The 18,859-nt window shown below is 44.3% G+C and carries 21 protein-coding genes; 3 read left to right on the plus strand and 18 right to left on the minus strand.

All coding sequences use genetic code 11. From position 1 onward, the window contains the following. Positions 1-69 precede the first annotated feature (69 nt). Positions 70-564, plus strand: a complete 495-nt coding sequence (locus D479_RS01250; RefSeq protein WP_008632747.1) for a L,D-transpeptidase family protein — start codon at positions 70-72, stop codon at positions 562-564. On the opposite strand, the gene D479_RS01255 is transcribed toward D479_RS01250, so the two are convergent. The 11 genes from D479_RS01255 to D479_RS20550 form a co-directional block, all read right to left on the minus strand. Then, a complete protein-coding gene (locus tag D479_RS01255) occupies positions 565-1,221 on the minus strand; it encodes a reverse transcriptase-like protein (RefSeq protein ID WP_008632749.1) in 657 nt (218 codons plus the stop codon). Between the two features lie 45 nt (positions 1,222-1,266). Next, on the minus strand, positions 1,267-1,692 hold the full coding sequence (locus tag D479_RS01260) for a GNAT family N-acetyltransferase (protein WP_039870383.1): 426 nt from the start codon (positions 1,690-1,692) through the stop codon (positions 1,267-1,269). A gap of 65 nt (positions 1,693-1,757) precedes the next feature. Beyond that, positions 1,758-3,332: an acyl--CoA ligase gene (locus tag D479_RS01265; protein ID WP_008632756.1), complete on the minus strand. Its 1,575-nt coding sequence runs from the start codon at positions 3,330-3,332 to the stop codon at positions 1,758-1,760. A gap of 399 nt (positions 3,333-3,731) precedes the next feature. Beyond that, positions 3,732-4,355, minus strand: a complete 624-nt coding sequence (locus D479_RS01275) for a GntR family transcriptional regulator (protein ID WP_008632760.1) — start codon at positions 4,353-4,355, stop codon at positions 3,732-3,734. A 66-nt stretch (positions 4,356-4,421) separates the two neighbouring features. Beyond that, the gene (locus tag D479_RS01280; protein ID WP_008632763.1) at positions 4,422-5,270 is read right to left on the minus strand and encodes a YitT family protein; all 849 of its coding nucleotides are present in this window, start codon (positions 5,268-5,270) and stop codon (positions 4,422-4,424) included. 395 nt (positions 5,271-5,665) lie between these two features. Then, complete coding sequence (locus D479_RS01285) at positions 5,666-7,393, minus strand: PAS domain-containing sensor histidine kinase (RefSeq protein WP_008632765.1); 1,728 nt, start codon at positions 7,391-7,393, stop codon at positions 5,666-5,668. A gap of 227 nt (positions 7,394-7,620) precedes the next feature. After that, a complete protein-coding gene (locus D479_RS01290; RefSeq protein WP_008632777.1) occupies positions 7,621-8,490 on the minus strand; it encodes a DNA-3-methyladenine glycosylase in 870 nt (289 codons plus the stop codon). Positions 8,491-8,730: 240 nt separating this feature from the next. Then, entirely contained in the window at positions 8,731-9,510 is a 780-nt protein-coding gene (gene pdaA, locus D479_RS01295; protein WP_008632779.1) for a delta-lactam-biosynthetic de-N-acetylase, read from the minus strand. Positions 9,511-9,595: 85 nt separating this feature from the next. Next, positions 9,596-10,900 carry a Na+/H+ antiporter NhaC family protein gene (locus D479_RS01300; RefSeq protein WP_008632781.1) on the minus strand — a complete coding sequence of 435 codons (1,305 nt, stop codon included), beginning with the start codon at positions 10,898-10,900 and terminating at the stop codon, positions 9,596-9,598. 91 nt (positions 10,901-10,991) lie between these two features. After that, entirely contained in the window at positions 10,992-11,168 is a 177-nt protein-coding gene (locus D479_RS20545; RefSeq protein ID WP_161484931.1) for a hypothetical protein, read from the minus strand. Between the two features lie 20 nt (positions 11,169-11,188). Beyond that, positions 11,189-11,338 (minus strand): SE1561 family protein, encoded by a 150-nt coding sequence (locus D479_RS20550; RefSeq protein ID WP_008632783.1) that lies wholly within the window; start codon positions 11,336-11,338, stop codon positions 11,189-11,191. 106 nt (positions 11,339-11,444) lie between these two features. On the opposite strand from D479_RS20550, the gene D479_RS01305 reads away from it, so the two are divergent. Continuing rightward, entirely contained in the window at positions 11,445-12,323 is an 879-nt protein-coding gene (locus tag D479_RS01305; protein WP_008632786.1) for a mechanosensitive ion channel family protein, read from the plus strand. Here D479_RS01305 and D479_RS01310 read toward each other — a convergent pair. From D479_RS01310 to D479_RS01320, 3 genes are all read right to left on the minus strand, one after another. Then, entirely contained in the window at positions 12,293-13,090 is a 798-nt protein-coding gene (locus D479_RS01310; protein ID WP_008632787.1) for a YfkD famly protein, read from the minus strand. The two genes, D479_RS01305 and D479_RS01310, sit on opposite strands and share 31 nt — an antisense overlap. Positions 13,091-13,148: 58 nt before the next feature. Continuing rightward, positions 13,149-13,769 (minus strand): membrane protein, encoded by a 621-nt coding sequence (locus D479_RS01315; RefSeq protein WP_235601516.1) that lies wholly within the window; start codon positions 13,767-13,769, stop codon positions 13,149-13,151. Positions 13,770-13,875: 106 nt separating this feature from the next. After that, positions 13,876-14,268 (minus strand): OsmC family protein, encoded by a 393-nt coding sequence (locus D479_RS01320; RefSeq protein ID WP_008632790.1) that lies wholly within the window; start codon positions 14,266-14,268, stop codon positions 13,876-13,878. Between the two features lie 147 nt (positions 14,269-14,415). Between D479_RS01320 and D479_RS01325 the strand changes: the two genes are divergently transcribed. Next, the gene (locus tag D479_RS01325) at positions 14,416-15,588 is read left to right on the plus strand and encodes an MFS transporter (protein WP_008632791.1); all 1,173 of its coding nucleotides are present in this window, start codon (positions 14,416-14,418) and stop codon (positions 15,586-15,588) included. A 23-nt stretch (positions 15,589-15,611) separates the two neighbouring features. Here D479_RS01325 and D479_RS01330 read toward each other — a convergent pair whose 3' ends face one another. The 4 genes from D479_RS01330 to D479_RS01345 all read right to left on the minus strand — a co-directional run bounded on the left by D479_RS01330 (position 15,612) and on the right by D479_RS01345 (position 18,782). Then, complete coding sequence (locus tag D479_RS01330; protein WP_008632792.1) at positions 15,612-16,610, minus strand: zinc ABC transporter substrate-binding protein; 999 nt, start codon at positions 16,608-16,610, stop codon at positions 15,612-15,614. A 132-nt stretch (positions 16,611-16,742) separates the two neighbouring features. After that, a complete protein-coding gene (locus tag D479_RS01335) occupies positions 16,743-17,153 on the minus strand; it encodes a Fur family transcriptional regulator (RefSeq protein WP_008632794.1) in 411 nt (136 codons plus the stop codon). Then, entirely contained in the window at positions 17,150-18,007 is an 858-nt protein-coding gene (locus D479_RS01340; protein ID WP_008632796.1) for a metal ABC transporter permease, read from the minus strand. Before D479_RS01340 ends, D479_RS01335 begins: the two co-directional genes overlap by 4 nt. After that, positions 18,000-18,782: a metal ABC transporter ATP-binding protein gene (locus tag D479_RS01345; RefSeq protein ID WP_008632798.1), complete on the minus strand. Its 783-nt coding sequence runs from the start codon at positions 18,780-18,782 to the stop codon at positions 18,000-18,002. Before D479_RS01345 ends, D479_RS01340 begins: the two co-directional genes overlap by 8 nt. Positions 18,783-18,859 lie beyond the last annotated feature (77 nt).

Genomic DNA, 18,859 nt, shown 5'->3' on the forward strand with positions numbered 1-18,859 from the left:
GTCGAGTGCTTTTTCCATGTTTCACTTCATAGGATAGGTAATAACATCCTCCAAAAAGGAGTCGATCGTATGATCCACAGCGTAAGACCAGGTGAAACACTCACACAAATATCCAGGGATTACCGGGTTCCCCTCACAGATATCCTGCGGGCAAACAATCTATCAAACCCTGACATAATCTATCCCGGCCAACAGCTTCAAATACCAGGAATACCTGATCCTTCCACCATTCCTTATCGAATTGATGTCTCAGTAAACAATCGAAAGTTGAGACTTTACAATCGTAATAAACTTGTCAAAGAATATCCGATTGCTGTTGGAAAAATGCTGACTACGACGCCGATCGGTACTTTCATCATTATTAACAAAGCACCTGATCCGGGAGGTCCGTTCGGCACCATGTGGATGAGTTTATCTAAAGAACATTACGGCATCCATGGAACAAACAATCCCTCCTCCATCGGTAAAGCCGTTTCCAAGGGGTGTATCCGGATGCACAATGAAGATGTCGAGGAATTAGCTGACATTGTGCCCGTCGGTACTCGTGTAGATATCCATTTGTAGTTAACGGATTTCTGAAGTACTGGAAATCTCTTTTCCAGAAAGTGCTTCAGAAGCAAGACGATCCGCCTCTTTGTTGTCTTTCCGGGAGAGCAGTTGATAACTTGGTGTAATACCCGCGGTTTCAAGATCAGCATCGATCCGGTCCGCCCAACGATTCAGTTCTTCTTCCACACAAGCCCAATCGCCTTCCATCTGATGAATGACGACACGGGAATCACCGTAAAACGTGACTGGTAGATGTTGAGCACCGAGATTCGCCAGTTCTTGGACCGCCAAGTGAAGAGCAGCGTATTCCGCTTCATTATTTGAACCGAGCTGCTCTATCCTCGCACTTCTCCTTCTCCGCATCGCTTTTCCGTTCTGTTTGTAATAAATAACACACCCAAGCCCCGAGAGTCGATCATTTAAGTCAAAACCTCCGTCGAAATAAACAGAAACATCATGGGGCTCTGTTTCGAGCTGCTTCCTATACTTCTCCAAGTCCTTCCGTTTCCACATAGAATCATGTTGGTCCAGAAACTCGATCTTTTTCGCCCTTTTCGTCTTCTCTAAATCATCCGCAATAAGCAGTACTTCTCCGATGCTTTTTTCTTCAGAACGGAAGTGGATCTCCGCTTTTCCAGGTGTCTGATATGTACATTCCAACCTTATTTTCAATGGACAACCCTCCTTATTCTTCTATCTTACCCGAAGTCAGCTTTTTTAGAGCTTTTTATAAAAACCGGTCGCCGTTCCTTGGAATCCGTAATATCTGTATATTTCATGAGCGCGCTTCCTTTCCTCGCGGTTCCCGCTGTTTAACTGGATCGTTCCTGCCCCCTGCTCGGCTCCCCAATTCTCTGCTGTTTGCATAAGCTGTTTCCCGATACCTCTTCCCCGCTCTCCTGCTCTCACGATGAACGCAATGACTCGGATATGGGAGCGGTCATCATGATAAGCAAGCGAATGCGTCATACCTATCATCCCATGAATCCGGTCATCTTCTTCCCAAACAAACGTTTTGTATTCTTCCCTTAATTGAATCTTCTTCATACGGTCTGTCATTTGATCAACGTTGGTCGCATACCCCAGTTCCCCCATCAATCCAGTCAATTCAGCCGCATCTCCCTGCTGCATATCTCTAATCATACAATTCTCCCCTTCCAATCCATAGAAAAAAAGCCCCTGATCCATAACACAAGGGCTTATCTCTTTTAATTGTTCGTCTGCTCCAACTGCCTCAGCTCTACCCGTCTGATTTTCCCTGAGGTAGTCTTCGGCAGTTCTTTAATATATTTAATCCGACGCGGATACTTATAAGGGGCGGTTAGCTCTTTTACATGCTGCTGAAGTTCAACAGTAAGAGAATCCGTCGCTTCGTACCCTTGCTTTAAAACGATATAAGCCTTGACAACACTCCCTCGAACATCATCGGGGCTCGCAATAACGGCACACTCCTGCACGGATGGATGCTTAATAAGGGCGTCCTCTACTTCAAACGGACCGATTGTGTAGCCTGAGCTGATAATAATATCATCGCTACGCCCTTCGAACCAGAAATATCCATCTTCATCTTTCCTTGCCTGATCCCCTGTTACATAATAGTCACCTCTTCTTGTCATTTTCGTCCGTTCTGGATCTTTGTAATACTCCCGAAAAAGTGCCGGCGTATCCAAGTGTACGGCGATATCACCGACTTTCCCTGAATCCAAAGGCATTCCTTCCTCATCTATAATTTCTACATGGTTACCCGGGGTGGGACGGCCCATGGAACCCGGTTTCACTTCCATGTCTTTCATAATACCGACGAGCAGCGTGTTTTCCGTCTGCCCGTAGCCATCCCGCACAGTTACATGGAAATGACGGCGGAATGTATCAATCACTTCTCTATTTAACGGTTCTCCCGCTGAAACAGCACTGTGAAGAGCTGAAAGAGTATAATCAGCAAGGTTGTCGGCTTTCGCCATCAGACGGTACTCTGTCGGTGTACAGCAGAGTACGTTTACCTTCTCCTCATCCATCAGCCTCAAATATTTGTTCGGTTCGAATCTGCCATGATAAACGAGGCCCTTCGCCCCCTTGCCGAGCACGGATAAGAATGGACTCCAAATCCACTTCTGCCATCCCGGACCCGCAGTAGCCCAGACCGTATCGCCCTCTTCAATGGCAAGCCAATTGTCAGCTGCCGTCTTCAGGTGCGCATACCCCCATCCATGCGTATGAACAACCCCTTTCGGATTTCCTGTCGTACCGGATGTGTAAGATAAGAACGCCATATCGTCTCTGTCTGTATCAGCAGTTTCCATTGTCGAGGGATAATCCTCCATCAGCGCATCCAGATCGAACCATCCTTCTTCCGGTCCGCCTACACGGAACTTCAACAGACGGTCGAACTCTTTGACTCCTTGGAACTGTTCCGTGTATGGATGATAGCTTATCACCCCGCGGACTTCCCCGTGGGATATCCTGTACTGCAAATCTTTCGTCCTCAGCATTTCCGAACTTGGAATGACCACAAGTCCCGCTTTCAAAGCTGCAACATATACATGATACGCCTCCAGAAGACGCGGAATCATGACAAGCACCTTATCCCCGGCTTTTAAGCCTGCACTTAAGAAAGCGTTTCCAATTTTGTTTGCATTTTCAATCAGCTGATCATATGTAACTCCTCTTCGCTCCCCTGCTTCATTGATCCACTGCAACGCTTCGCGCCCTGTACCGTCTGCATACTTCTCCATCTCGGATACGATGTTATATCGATCTGGTGCTATCAAACTTTCTCTCTTCACAGAAACCCTCCTTTATGATCAATCGCGTCTTTAATCGCATTCATTATACCAAGTTTTTGGAATATTTCCAATAATGTTATTTGCGCAAAGGAAACATTATTGCTCCCGATAAATTGACAGATAATTATTTCGTATCTTATAATAAGTGACAAAGTATGGATAAGGAGTGTCGTTTAGTGAACGTTCAGGCAAGCAGAATCGTACCGGACAGCAAAACCTGTCTCTTGATTTCTATCGTGGTGTTGTCTGTATTTGTCTTATTTTCCGTCCTAACAAAAAACGCCAACTATGCTTACGCTTCCGTCCTGACTGTATTGCTGATTAACGGGTCCTTATTATTTCAGACAATGAAAAGAAAAAAAAGGGCGTGAAATCACGAGTGATTTCATGCCCTCTTTCTTACTGCCGGCTTCTTTCCCAGGACCAGGCGGTTGCATGGTACCTTGTGTGTTCATCTAAAGTTGTTTGCAACAGGGAAAGGTCTTGTTCTTCCAGTGCATCAACCACGCTGTAATGATCTTTTACCCTGCCTATAACAGGAATCGTTTTTGAATGACGTTCCAACATTCGTACATACACATGGACTTGATTAATGATCCGTTCCAGAAACTCATGGAGAAGCTCATTGCCGGTTTTCCAGGCAAGTAACAAGTGAAACTCTTTATCAGCTTCCAAATACCTCTCCACATCTCCAGCTTCCCACGCCTGCTCACCTTCCGAAATCCATTTGTTTAATTGTTGTAAATCGCTGTATGTCACTTGATTATAAACAAGTTCAGCCACTTTTATTTCCAAGTACTTCCACATCTCAAACGCCTGCAGCACTTCTGTCTCGGAAGGATTCATGACAAAGGCTCCTCGATGGGCATACAGCTTGGCAAACCCCTCGTCACACAGACGCCGGATTGCCTGGCGGATCGGTGTACGGGATACAGATAATTCGGCTTCTATCGATTTCTCGACAAGCTGTGAACCAGGAGAGATCTCTTTGGTAACGATCTGCTCCCGTAAGTGCCGGTACACCTCCTCCGATCTGGAAGAACGCTCCTGCTTTGCTTTGGAATAGTCTTGAGAGATAGTATCCCGCCTTTAGGCCAGCCGCTTGAAGTTCTGACCGAGAATTTCGTTCATAGAGTGGACAGTGATAAACGCCTGCTCATCGATATCGGTCATATATTTCTTTAATCGTGTATAATCTTTCCGGCTGAGGATGGTGGTTATTACTTCTTTATCTTCCTGCATGAACGCGCCCTTCGCTTGATGGATAGTCGCTCCCCGTCCAAGACGATCTACGATAAAATGACGGACGAGTTCGCTCTCACGGCTGATGATTACGATCTCTTTATTATCTTCAAACTGCTTGAGCATATAGTCAATGACAAGACCGTTTAAAATCACTCCGAAGAAAGCGTACATTCCCACGGTTGGTCCAAATAGGAAGATGGAAGATGTTGCAATGGCTATATCTGAAAACAACACGCCCTTCCCGACTTCAATCGAGAAGAATTTATTAAGAATCATGGCAAGAATGTCTGTACCGCCCGTTGAGGCTCCCTGATGGAAGACTAAGGCCATACCCGACGCAGCAATGATTTGACCAATAATAAGCTGAATTAATAAATCATCACTTAAAGCTTGCTGCATAGGAAAGAACGTTTCCAACCCCCAAACCATGACTGATAATGCCATACTTGCATAAATGGTTTTTAAACCGAATTGGAAACCTAAGAAGATAATTCCAACAATGAACAGCAGAATATTTAACACCAACATGATCAATCCGAGAGAAAGATCGGGAAATACTTTATTCATGACGATGGATAGACCACTTACTCCACCGGTAGCTAGATCGTTGGGAGACAGGAAGAAGTGCACGTTGACGGCAACTCCCAGCGCCCCCAGGTTCATCAGTAGAAAAGACCTTATCTTTTTAAGCATCAGAAAGCCTCCTTTATAAAAAATATAGAATAATGTCGAATTCAAATTGTAGTACAATCGGGATTATAGAGCCCATAACTGCGTTTGTAAACAGCTGTGCCTGTAAAAATATCAATTCTTTTATGTAAGCGATTGACGTTAAAAAATTCAATAATTAATAAAAACACGTTAACACTAATAAAAATGTGACGATACATATGATAAGTTGTAATATTTTGCAGATAAGGATATCGTTAGTTTCCCTTTCTTATACTGCACCAGTTTCCCGGCCTTTCTCCCCATAAAAAAAACCACCACTACATAAGTAGTGGCGGTTTCATTCGTCTTTTATCGCGGTAATCGTACAGTTACTGCTGTCCCTACACCTTTTTCACTCTGGTAGGTGATGGTTCCATTTAGATCGGCGACGATTTTTTTGTCACCATGACTCCGAGCCCCGTCCCTTTCTCTTTCGTAGTAAAGAACGGCTCTCCAATCTTAGCAAGCTCCCGGGATGTTAGACCCGGTCCATTATCTCTAACGGAAAGCGTTAGCTCTTCGCTCGTTACTTCAACTCCCACGCGAACTTCCCCACCATGATCCACAGCATCAATGGCATTCTTAACAAGGTTAATCAATATTTGGTTCATCCGCTTCGGTTCTGTTCTGAACGCTTCCTGGTCTTGCGAACAAGCACAGTCAAATAAAAGCAGAATCTGTTTGTCATTAGCCTCCGGCTCTAAAAGGCGGAGAACATAGGACACAAGCTGTTCCGGATCGATCTCCTCCATCTGAATCGTCGATTTCGGCTTAGACAGCATCATGAAATCTTGGACAATCGCCTCTATCCTGTTTACTTCATCCAGGATAATCTCCTGATAATTATCTCTCAGCTCGGGGTTTGCTGCGCCGATTTGCAGAAAACCTTTGATTGCGGTTAACGGGTTCTTAATCTCATGTGCGATTCCAGCAGACATCTGCGTAATCGTGGATAGCTGTTGTGTCTTTTCTTTAAACTCCAGCATTTCCTTATATTCCGTCACATCTTCGTGCAGTCCAAGCACATACGACTTACCATTGTAGTCCACAGGGAAACCTTTGGAGCGAATCCATTTGTATGCCCCCTCTTCCCCCTGGTTCAATCTGTATTCCACTTCATGCATCTGCTTCCTCATTACTTGAAACGCGTCCTGCACTTTCTTCTTATCCGCCCCATACACTTTCTCAAAAACAAGACCTGGATTTAAAAATGCATCTCTTCGCGTTATCCCAAACAGGGATTGAAACGCAGGACTGATATAGTGGAGCTCTTCATAGTCCGGTTCGCTGATCCAAAAAACATCTTTAATGTTATTCGCCAGCAGAGCAAAACGCTCTTCTGATGCTTTCAAAGCCTGCAAATGCTTCTTATATTGCGTTATATCCTGTACAAACACTGTTATTCCAAGTTCTGTAGGGTGAACCGTGACCTGAACATCGACGCCCTGCTCAATCAAATAGCCCTCAAATTCGACCGTTTCCTGTGTCTCCATCGCCCTCAAATAGTGCTGGAAGAAATGATAATATTGATCAATCGGGAAGATGTTCCAAAGTTTTTTACAATAGTTACTGTAAAAAGGTACCGCTGTCATTTCTTCCATTTTAGGATTGGCATAGATCACTTCCCAATTAGGGTTAATGATTGCTAATCCATGCGGGAATTTGTCCACTAAGTGGGACATACGATGCTTCAATTGGGCTTCTTTTGGATCCGTAACGTGAACCATCTGTTGGCTGAGGCTGGAAGCCAAACTCACAGGTCCCTCTAATTTTTCAGAGCGCGGCTCCGCTTCAGGACGATTTGCTTTCATAGTAAGATCGTTTAAGGAAAAAGCAATTTGACCGTTAGTCAGATGAACCATTTTGCAGTGATACTTGCGAAGGTTATTCTTATCTGTCAAATGGACGGACATTTCCCTCAAGCCTTCTGTCAGCAGCTGATGAAGCACCTGCTGCAGGCGGTGTTGGGCCGTATGCCGAAAACTGCGGATCCATTGAGAGAATGACATATCTGTATCTTCTAAATGAAGAGTTCCTTGCATTTCCTGATTCAGCGTAACCGTTTGTAAACGCAGATCGAGTAGACATGCCGGTGTACCATTCAAACTTAGAACATCCAATATTTCGCCACTATGAACTTGGTCAGAATACCTCTCTCTTATCACCAATATTAAGACCTCTTTCCTTTTATCCGTTCCATATTTTCCAATATGTGTACTATTATAACGCAATCCAGAAAAATTTTGTATATATTCAAATAATTTATCACTTATTTTCTATTCTCTACACCATACGTGAAGATTACAGAAAGTATGACTTTATTCTTCTGTTTTCACCCTTCAATGCTGCGCCATAAAGTCAAAGAAGCATAGCTCCTGTATGGATGCCAGCCTGCACTGTGCGTTTCCATCTGTTCATAGGACGGTTTTTTGTCCATATCGAAATATACCTTCCACGCGTTCTGAATTCCAATGTCTGCCTTTGGGAACAGATCCTGTCTTCCTAATCCGAACAACAGCCAGTTCTCAGCAGTCCAGGGCCCGATGCCTCTTATTTTCACTAATTGTTTCTTGACTTCTTCGTCACTCTGTCCGGAGAGAGCGGCCAAGTCCAACCTGCCCTCTGCGATCATTCTGGAAGTGTCTATGACGTATTCTGCTTTCCTTTGGCTGAATTGCAGTGCCCTGAGATCCTCATACTTCAGTGCGGCTGTCTCCTCTGGGTCGGGGTAAAACCATACCCCGTCTTTCGTTGATCCGAACGTATGGACAAATCTTGTACTTAGCGTGTAGGCAAATTTCATATTCAACTGCTGATGAATGATCACTTTCATTAAGCAGTCATACAAATGAAAATCTTTAACGATCGGTGTTCCGGGATGGTCCTGAAACAGCTGCTTTACATTCGTGTCCATGAAGTGCTGATGAATATTCTCTAAATTTACCCCCCACTGAAAAAGCTCTTGTACATGCGTGACTAAAGCATCTTTGTCTTTCACGCTCTCACCGGAAACTTCAAACACCGGTTCAGCAGTCGTCCCGAGGCCTTGGACACGGACAATATGTCGTTCTTCCCCTAACTTCACCGGGACATCAACCCAGCGCTCAGCTCTGTCCAAACGCGTCAAAGGATCGAATTGCCATCGAAGTAACGTGTAATCAAAATCATAAAAACCAGTTGCTTTAAATCTTTCTTTCCACAATTCAAAAATCCTCCCCTCTTTTTATAAAAAATTCCATAATAGTTAAAATGTATTAGGTTTATCGGAAAATTATAAGCAAATATGTAATAACTTCCCCATTATTCGACACGAATCCTCTTATTTCCCTATGTACACTTCTTCCTTGCCTCTTCCTTTTCCTTCTTTCCTCGAACATTTCATGAATAAAATTAAAAAGCTGTACCGTAGCAGTACAGCTTTTTGGTTGGAATACCGCCGAAGTTATAACTGCCAGAGAGGAGCAGGCACTATCTGTTTGATCATCAAATCATTTAAATTCCCAAAACGATAGCCGCGTTTCCTGAGCTCATCAATTAATTGGGACAGCGCTTCTGCGTTATCCTGAGATACGGTATGCAGCAAAATGACCGCTCCGGGATGTATTTGATCAATGACGCTGTTGTAGGCATACTCCCATCCCTTTTGTTTGTCCGTTTCCCAATCTTTAAAGGCAATGGACCAGAATGCATGCGTATAACCAAGCTCCCGCGACCATTGCAGTGTTTGATCGTTAAACGTCCCTCTCGGGGGACGAACAAACGTCATGACGTCCTGGTCCGTCAATTTCCGGACCGCTTCATCCACTTTATCCAGTTCTTCTTTCATTGTCTCTTTTGATATCTTTGTGAAGTCCGGATGGCTCCAGGAATGGTTGCCGATCAAATGGCCTTCTGAAGCCATCCTCTTCAATAAATCAGGTGCACTCTCAATGTAATGACCCGTTACGAAAAATGCTGCCGGAACCTGCTTTTCTTTGAGGATGTCCAATACTTTACCTGTGTATCCTTGTTCATACCCATTATCGAAGGTCAGGTAAACAACGGGTTGTTCTGTCTCGTCATAATAAAAACCATCGTATTTATCTATCATCGGTTTATAACGACCGACTTCAGGGACATTTCCATCTTTGCTCTTACTGTATCCCCAGCCTTCTGCGAAAGCAGCGGTTGGATAAACCAGAACCGCACTTAAAAGTACCAGGAGAGAGATCACTTTCCACATACATATCACTCACTTTTTTCTTATTATGTGTGATGGATGGGAGAATATAAAAAAAGACATGTGGGAAAAATACCCACACGCCTTTTTACAAGAATAAGGAAGCCGCCCATCCGAAAATGAACAACGGAATGTTGTAGTGAAGAAATGTCGGCACACACGTATCCCAAATATGGTTGTGTCTGCCATCTGCGTTTAGTCCCGAGGTCGGTCCCAGGGTACTATCCGATGCAGGGGATCCAGCATCGCCGAGTGCTCCAGCTGTTCCGATCAATGCCGCCGTGGCCAATGGAGAAAATCCTGCAGCCACACAAATCGGTACAAACAAAGCAGCCAGGATAGGAATAGTCGCGAAGGATGATCCTATTCCCATTGTCACAACAAGACCTACAAGGAGCAGAATGAATGCTATGAAGGCTTGATTATTACCAAGGTAATCAGAGCTGACCTCCACAAGCGCAGATACCGATTCTGTCGTCGTCAGTACATTTGCATAGCCGGAGGCAACCAGCATAACAAAAGCAATGAACCCCATCATAGCGATTCCATCATTTATTACTTTATCCCCTTTAGAATAAGGTACGACGCGGAAAGCGAACATCAGTACAATTCCCGCAAGCGCAGCAAGGACGAGGTTAGCCCAGACAGCCTGGATAACCAATGTGACGATGATTGCTACGATAGTCAGAACGTGCTTTTTGTTGAATTTCTGATCTTGCGTCTGTACAAGTACATCTTCTTCGTTCGCCTGCTGTTCATTCACCACTGTCGGCTTTCTATAAGTGATGAGAACAGCAATCAGCAATCCGACAATCATACCGGAACCTGGGATAATCAAGGATTGTGCGATCGTTCCGATGCTCAATTCAATTCCATTCGATTCCATGGACTTTTGAATCGTTTGGTGGAATATATAACCGAAGCCGACAGGAATCATAACGTAAGGAGCCTTCAATCCGAACGTAAGCGCGGCTGCAACAGCACGACGATCCAATTTCATTTCATCAAACAGTTTCAGTAAAGGTGGTATCAATATAGGAATAAATGCAATGTGCACAGGTATGACATTCTGAGATAAACTTGCTACAAAGGCAATGACAAAAACGATCATCGTCCTTTTATTCTTCAACACGCGAAGCAGATAACTGACAAGGATGGTGGTGATACCCGAGTAACTGATCGCAATTGCAAAAGCTCCTAATAATATATAACTTAAAGCTACACTTGCCTGTTCTCCCATGCCGTTAACAAGGATTTCCAGTGAGCTGGTTAACGTTTCACCGTTCATCAAGCCGGCAGTCAGGCCAGCAGCAAGGATAGCAACAATGACGTTCACACGCAATAGACTGAGCACAGTCATTACGAGGACAGATACGACGACTGCCCAAGCCATAAGACATTCTCCTCTCAATAATTCAATGCATTAGCGATTTACTATGATAAAGCATTATTTTAAAAAAATCAACCCTGCGGATGAGGGTTTGTCACTTTCCCATGACGTATACGATCATCGCGAGCATCACGGTAAAGGAGGAAACCAGGATCATCGTTATTTTACGGTCGGATTTGCGTCCGGCGGCCAGACGGGTGAGAAACATAATCATGGTCAACATAAAAACAAATCCTGCAACCGGAGATAAATAAAAGATCAACGACTCCATGAACTTCCTCCTTTACAGCTTCAGTCCATCTGGCGCTCTAAATCTTCCAGCATGGAAATTAAGCGGTCAATATCTTCTACAGATGTCTCTTCAGGATCAAGCTGATCCAGGCGGCCCATGAAATCCGCAAGCTTTGCCTTCAGGTCCTGAATTCTCTTTTGCTGTGTCATGATCGTTACACCCCTTACGTTCTTTTTTGTCTGCATTTATCATAGTACAAGTATTCCGATGTGTCCATGGCTTAGGGTTAAACCACTACTTAAAGGAGATGGAAACATGACATTAAAAGAATTTATCACCTATTTAGATGAAAACACAGCAATAAAACTGCTGATTGTAGCTGTTATCATCTTTCTCTCTGCACTCGTGTTACGAAAAGTCATTCACTCCTTCTTCAAGAAGACAGATTTCATGGAAGAGCGTAAGGAGAAAACGCTGGAATCCATGATGAACTCCGTTATCAGTTATGCCTCCGTCATCGGATTTCTGCTTATAGTGCTTAATGAATTCACTTCCATAGGCAATCTCCTTGCAGGAGCTGGAGTGATCGGGATCATTGTCGGATTTGGTGCCCAAAACTTGATCAAGGATTTCTTTGCCGGACTTTTTCTCTTATACGAAAAACAGCTTCACAAGGGAGATTACGTCACCATAAATGATACCTTTCACGGTACTGTAGAAGACATCGGCCTGCGCTTCTTAAAGCTCCGCGAATGGTCTGGAAAGCTTCTTACAATCAGTAATGGACAAATTAACACCATAGAGAATTTTAATTTCGAATACATGCGTGTCATAGAGAAAGTAACCACTAATTTTCATGAAGACCCACGCAAAGTGATGCTCATTCTTGAGAAGGCATGTGAACGATTGAATGAAGAACTGCAGGAATACTTAAAGAAAGACCTGACAGGAAAGCCGTTGGAACCGTTCCAAGTGTACGGCATGACATCCCTCAACGATCAATACCGTGGGTATCAATACACCGTAACTGGTCTTGTCATCGATCTCGTTTACTGGACAGCTGCAAAAAAAACACGCTTCATTCTAGCCGAAACGTTGTATGATCATCAGATCCGTTTGGCAGAACAGCGTGTAGAAGTAAGGTCAACCGTTGATGACAGTGATTATTTCAACTCAAACGAAAAGCTGACATGATCCTGAATCGGGATCCAGGCACCGATGCCTTGACGAGTCACATTCTTAATGCTCAGCGTCTTCTTTGAACCCTTGAGTTGAATATAGACATCTCCAAAGGTCACATCACCTTTTTCGTTTACAGCAGGGGCATAGGCGTGTAGTATCCCGACTTTATTCGTGGGTACTGCATAACTGTTGTTCTGTTTTGTACCTTTTCCAATAACTGAGTTGAACGATAAAGGCAGTTTCGTATTGTTTTGAGCTTCCAGTAAAATCAATTTCATCATTTGATCACTCTGGCTGATTCGTGAAGTCAAGCCACCCTTCACCTGTTTTTCTTCTTGTTGAAGATAGCTTAGTTTCTCAACACTTTCGCCACCGTGATTGTTTTTCTCATTCTCATTAATTTTTTGGTATTCCCAGTTGATGTTCGTCTCTTTTGATTCATAAGCGAGCGGCCATCTTCCAAGGAAGATTTCTCCCCGGTAGCCGATTGCTAATGGGGACGGCTTCAATGATGTTTCATTGAGCATTTCGATGAGCTGTGGGTTTGTAATTCGGATGTTCGTGTCCTTCATCAATTGTTTGGTGATGTCCTCTGCTTCCAGCAGCTGCTGATCATCCGTTGAGTTCGGATACGTATTGTCCTTTGATATATTCAATACATGGCTCGGGATATCCCCTTTATCATCTTTGGACTGCTTCTTTTCCGCAGATATGGTCCCTGCAGCTGCAAGGGTAAAGAGGCCGATGAGTATTATCAGTACCAACCATCGTTTATTCAAAATTCTGGCCACCTTTCTTTTTTTATATTTTGTGAAAGGTGGCCGAGACTATACATGATTACTCTGACAACAACTTGTTCATCAATTGGTTCGCCTTACCTTCGAAGAACTGGATCATCGGACCGATAAAGACGAGAATCAGTATGGTACCGATTCCAACCGGCCCACCGACCAGAAGTGCTACGACTAAGGCAAATCCTTCTGTCATGGTCTTTGATATGGTAATACTGAAACCAAAACGCTTTCTCAATGAAATCATCAAGTTGTCGATGGGATTTAATGAGAACTGCGGCTGCAGATAGAGGGAAACCCCTATACCTAAGATAACAATGCCGCCGAGAGACAATCCGATTCGGCTCCACAAAGTAGTCAAGTCTAAACCTTCAAAGGCATGGAGAAGCCAAAAATCAATAAACCTCCCCAACACAAGAATGGTTATAACCGCCAGGATATCGGGTTTTTCTTTAGCTATCAGCGCATTGACTACAATCAAAATCGCTCCTATGATAATGACCCATGTCCCGACAGTCAGTCCAATGATCTCAACAAGACCGACGTTAATAGCATCCCACGCGCCAGCCCCAAGATCCGCTTCAATCGTCATGGCTATCCCCAGTGACATGATAGTCAGACCAAGCAGATAAAAAAATGCTTTAATGACAAAGTTTCTCAATTCCAATCCCTCTTCTCCCTATGTTGTCTGCTCAAAGATGTCAGAAAACCTTCGAACAAAAAAAAGAGCAGTTATCCAAAAAACGATGTTTTTGGATAAAGCTCCCTTTATTCTACTTGCTTAACTGAATTGTCTCAAGAGATTCTTCTACTACAATACTGTCCTTGACCGATTGTACCATAGAACAATTCTTCTTAGAAACGTTCAAATTCTTCAGCAGCTTGTCCTGATTCAGGTGATACCCTTTGATCACAAAATGGAGATGCACCTTCTCTATCCGGTTGGCTTCATCCGGATTTCTCGTTACTTCTGCTGTAACTTTAATATCTTCATACTCCACACGCTGTTTATCAAGAATCTTCCTAAAAACACTCACACTGCACCCGGCTATGGAAGCAACCATCAACTGATAAGGGCGGAATCCGAATGCTTCATCTCCGGATATGTTCAGCTGTCCAAATTCCACGGAAGTACGCACTCCGTTCTCTTTCAAGTAAAAATCCATCACTGTCCCACTTCCTTTCTCTCAACTGATACTTAATTATATAATAACCGTTTTCCGAGTGAAAATAACCAGCTCAGATGAATAAAAGCTTGTTCCTGCACCTGCTTTTCTATAGGATGGAACATGCAGAAAGAGGTGTCAGACGCTATGAATTATATGCGAAGACGATTTTGGACATTAATCAGCCTTGTAACGATTTCAGGATTTTCCCAAGGGATGTTACTGCCGCTCCTGGCTATCATTCTGGAACAAAACGGAATTTCCTCTTCCGTTAACGGGCTCCATGCCACCGGATTATACATAGGAATACTCCTCGCTTCGCCATTTATGGAAAAGCCGTTACGGAGGATCGGGTTCAAACCGATGATCATGATTGGAGGAGCACTCGTTGTGGTTTCGCTGGCTCTTTTCCCATTATGGCAGGCACTGTGGTTTTGGTTTATCCTGAGAGTCGCCATTGGGATCGGGGATCAAATCCTTCACTTCGGAACCCAAACTTGGATCACAGCGACCGCAGATAAAAAGTCATTGGGAAAAAGCATAGCTTACTATGGACTTTTCTTCAGTGCAGGATTCACGATAGGTCCACTGATGACAAACCTATTGACTTTCGGAACATTCGCTCCATTCTTACTATCTTCTTTGCTGAGTCTTTCCGTCTGGTTACTTATGCTCCGGATCAGAAATGAAATGCCCGAAGCACACACGGCGACGGCAAGGGAAACCAGTTCGCTGCAACGCTTCCGACAGGCACTGCAACTTGGGTGGGTGGCTTTTCTTCCCCCGCTTGCCTATGGATTCCTGGAAGGAACCCTGCACGGGATCTTCCCTATTTACGGACTGAGAATCGGCCACGATGTCCATACACTCTCGTTCATCATTCCAAGTTTCGCTGCAGCAAGCTTACTTTCACAGATTCCACTTGGTACGATGAGCGACAAGTACGGAAGGAGAAACGTCCTATTAACAGTTGTCACGTTAGGAATTTTTGCATTTCTTGGTGCCGCTGTCTGGGAAGAATCCGTCCTCGGCCTTTTTACTACTTTTGCTATGGCAGGACTATGTGTCGGTTCCCTCTTCTCACTGGGGATATCCTATATGACCGATTTGCTCCCTAGAGACCTGCTGCCTGCCGGTAACATATTATGCGGAATGGCTTTCAGTATAGGCAGCATTCTCGGCCCTTTCTTATCCGGGTCATTCCTCGACCTCTTGCCGGGTATGTCCTTCTTCTACGTTATCGTCGCCTTGTTGCTTATCGTCCTTGCAGCGACATTCATTAAAAAGAGTCCACAAACACAAGAAAGAGCCGCGGAATGATTCCGTCAGCTCTTTCTTTTCTTTCATTCGGTCAGTGCTTTCTCAAGCACATCTAGATTGCGGTTCATAAGAGAGAAGTAGTCTTCATCTTGTTCTATATCCTCTTCTGTCAGCACAGCAAGGTTATGGAATCGAAGCGTTTCAGCTCCGATTTCCTTTTGAATGATCTCTGAAACTTTCGGCGTAATGTTCTGTTCAAAAATTACGTAGCGCAAGTCATGATCTTTGGCTTCCTTTACGATTTTCTCCAAATCTTTTTGGGAGGGTTCATTGGTCGGGCTTAAACCGGAAACGGAAATCTGCCTGATGCCATATGCCTCTTCCCAATAACCGTAAGCGGCATGAGATACAATGATTTCTTTTTTGTCCTTACTGGAAATCGTATCATGGAAGGATTGATCAAGGTCTGTCAACTTCCCTTCCAGCTCTTTGAAGTTTTCCTCATACCGATCCTTCTCTTCCGGATTGAGATCTACCAGTTGGTCTTTAATATTCTCAGCCATCTCTATAGAGCGAACAGGGTCCAGCCAGACATGCGGGTCCTGTTCGCCGTGATTATGACCTTCATGGCCGGACTCCGCTTCATGTGCATGATCATCCGCTTCCTCAGATGCCCCATCGTGCGTGTCCCCTTCATGAGTATGGGCACTCTCCTCTAAGTCCATCCCATTCGCTGCGGCAAGAATGGATACTCCTTCCGGCTCAATCGCTTGGGATATTTTTTCTGCATATCCTTCAAGACCCGCACCATTGTAAATGAACAAATCAGATTCCGCCATTTCGACCATTTCCTTCGTTGTAGGCTCATACGTGTGCGCATCTGAACCAGGCGGGAGTATAGACGAGACATCTACTGTTTCTCCCCCGATCTGCTCAGCGAAGAACTGTAATGGATACACCGTCGTATAGACTTTTAATTTTCCTTCCTGTCCTTCTCCTTGACCGGATGTTTCCTTGTCTCCACAAGCTGTCAGTATAAAAACACTCAATAGAATGATTGCTGTTATCCATATTTTTCTCATCTCAGGCCTCCTTGCCGTCCTTATCCTTTTGGGATTATATCGTAACGATTACTTTTTGTAAATGGTAATCGTTACTTTTTGATTCAGAATAAAAAACAACAGCCTGTACAGCGTGGTACAGACTGTTATCCCTTATTGGCACTGCGGACATTTTCCATAAATCTCAAATTTATGATTCTCTACGTCATACCCGCTTAGATTTTCATTAATACTTTCCATCGGACAGAATTCAATGGACTTCGTCTTACCGCAGAGGGTACATATGAAATGATGGTGATGCCCATGCGTGTCACATCCGAGGCGGAAGTGCTTCTCTCCGCCCAGCTCGGTCGCTTCCAGAATATCCACTTCCGTCAACATATACAGGTTCCGATAGATCGTATCATAGCTTACCCCAGGGAAATCTTCCTGGATTTCCTTCAAAATATCCTTAGCAGCGATGTATTGATCCTGATTGATGAAAATGTCGAGGATGCGTTCCCGCTGTTTCGTACGTTTATATCCTTTTTCCTTCAGTTTCTGCAGTGCTGTCTCGATATTCATCCGACTTCACCCTTTATCCATAATTGCGTCCTGACTTTCTTATACAAGATAGATAAAATTAGTATTAAAATAGCGATTACAACAATCGTCCCTCCTGGTGGAACGCTGAGATGATAGGAAGAGAACAGACCAAGCATAACAGAGATTTCCCCGAATGCAATGGACAACCCGATCGTCTGTTTAAAGCTTCTGGCTATCCGAAGCGCTGACGCTACCGGGAGCGTCATCAAGGCGGAAACAAGTAAAATTCCGACCACCTGCATGGAAGACGCAATGACGAGCGCGACCATGACGATAAATAATAAATGGATCCACCTTCCATTAACTCCTGAAACAGAAGCATGCTCTTCGTCGAAGGACAGGACGAACAGCTCTTTGTAGAAGAGAATGACGATCATGACGACGATCATCGTTATTACCAGTACGGTCCACATACTGTCTCTGCTTACCGCTGTCACGCTCCCGAACAAATAACTGAACAGATCCGTGTTAAAGCCGTCTGCGAGGGAAATGAGAATGACACCAAGACCGATTCCCCCGGACAGGATGATTGGTATAGCAAGCTCTTCATAGTGCTTATATACCTTGCGCAGCCGCTCAATCAGCACGGCCCCCCCAACGGAGAAGACCATCCCCATATAAATCGGATTCCAGTCGTTGATTCCTGTCACCTTTTTCTCCAGCAACAAGCTGGCGGCGATTCCCGTCAACGTAATGTGGGAGAGAGCGTCAGCAATCAGTGACAGTCTACGAACGACAATGAACACCCCGAGTAAAGGTGCGACGATTCCGATAAGCAGCCCTGTAATGGCGGCGTTCTGTAAAAATTCATACTGAAAAAAACTTTCAATCATGATGGTTCACCTCTGCGTGGTTATGGCTCAATTGTTGAACAGCATGGCCGTATAGTTGGTTGAGATCTTCTTCACTGAACTCTTTGTAATCTTTGGAAGCCCCGTGGAAGTGAACCGTCTTGTTCATGCAGATGACGTGTGTTGCATGGTCCGTAATGGTACCGATATCATGGGTAACCATCAACAAGGTAATCCCCTGCTCTTTATTCAAACGGCCAAGAAGGTTGTAAAACTCCGTTACATGCTTTGCATCCACACCGACGGTCGGCTCATCCAATATCAGCAGAGCAGGATCACTTACTAAAGCCCTCGCTATGAACACCCGCTGCTGCTGGCCTCCCGACAGCTCACCGATGTTATGGTCAGAAAATTCTTCCATCTCTACCGTTCGGAGAGCTTCCATGGCTTTATCTTTATGTTTTTTATTGAAGAACTTAAAGGCACCTATCCTGGAAACAAGCCCTGTCTTCACTACCTCCAATACTGTAGCTGGAAAGCCGGAATTAAAGCTGTTCGCTTTCTGGGAGACAAAACCAATTTCCTGCCAGTCTTTATAGTCCTTAATCGGCTGGCCGAACAAGTTAATTTTCCCACGATCCGGCCTGATGAGACCGAGCATAAGCTTAATTAGAGTCGACTTGCCTGAACCATTGGGACCTACAAGGCCCAAAAACTGTCCCTGCTCGATGGAAAGATCTACATCTTTCACAACCAATTCCCTTTCATATTTAAAAGAGACATTCTTCATTTCTAAAATGCTTTGTTTAGTTTCCATCCTTTTTCACTCTTTCAAAAGATTTATGTCAGGCGGGCGTATCCGCCAACAATTCATAATCATTACGATTTAAACCC

The sequence above is a fragment of the Halobacillus sp. BAB-2008 genome, from assembly GCF_000328325.1.
In the GTDB taxonomy this organism is placed as follows: domain Bacteria; phylum Bacillota; class Bacilli; order Bacillales; family Halobacillaceae; genus Halobacillus.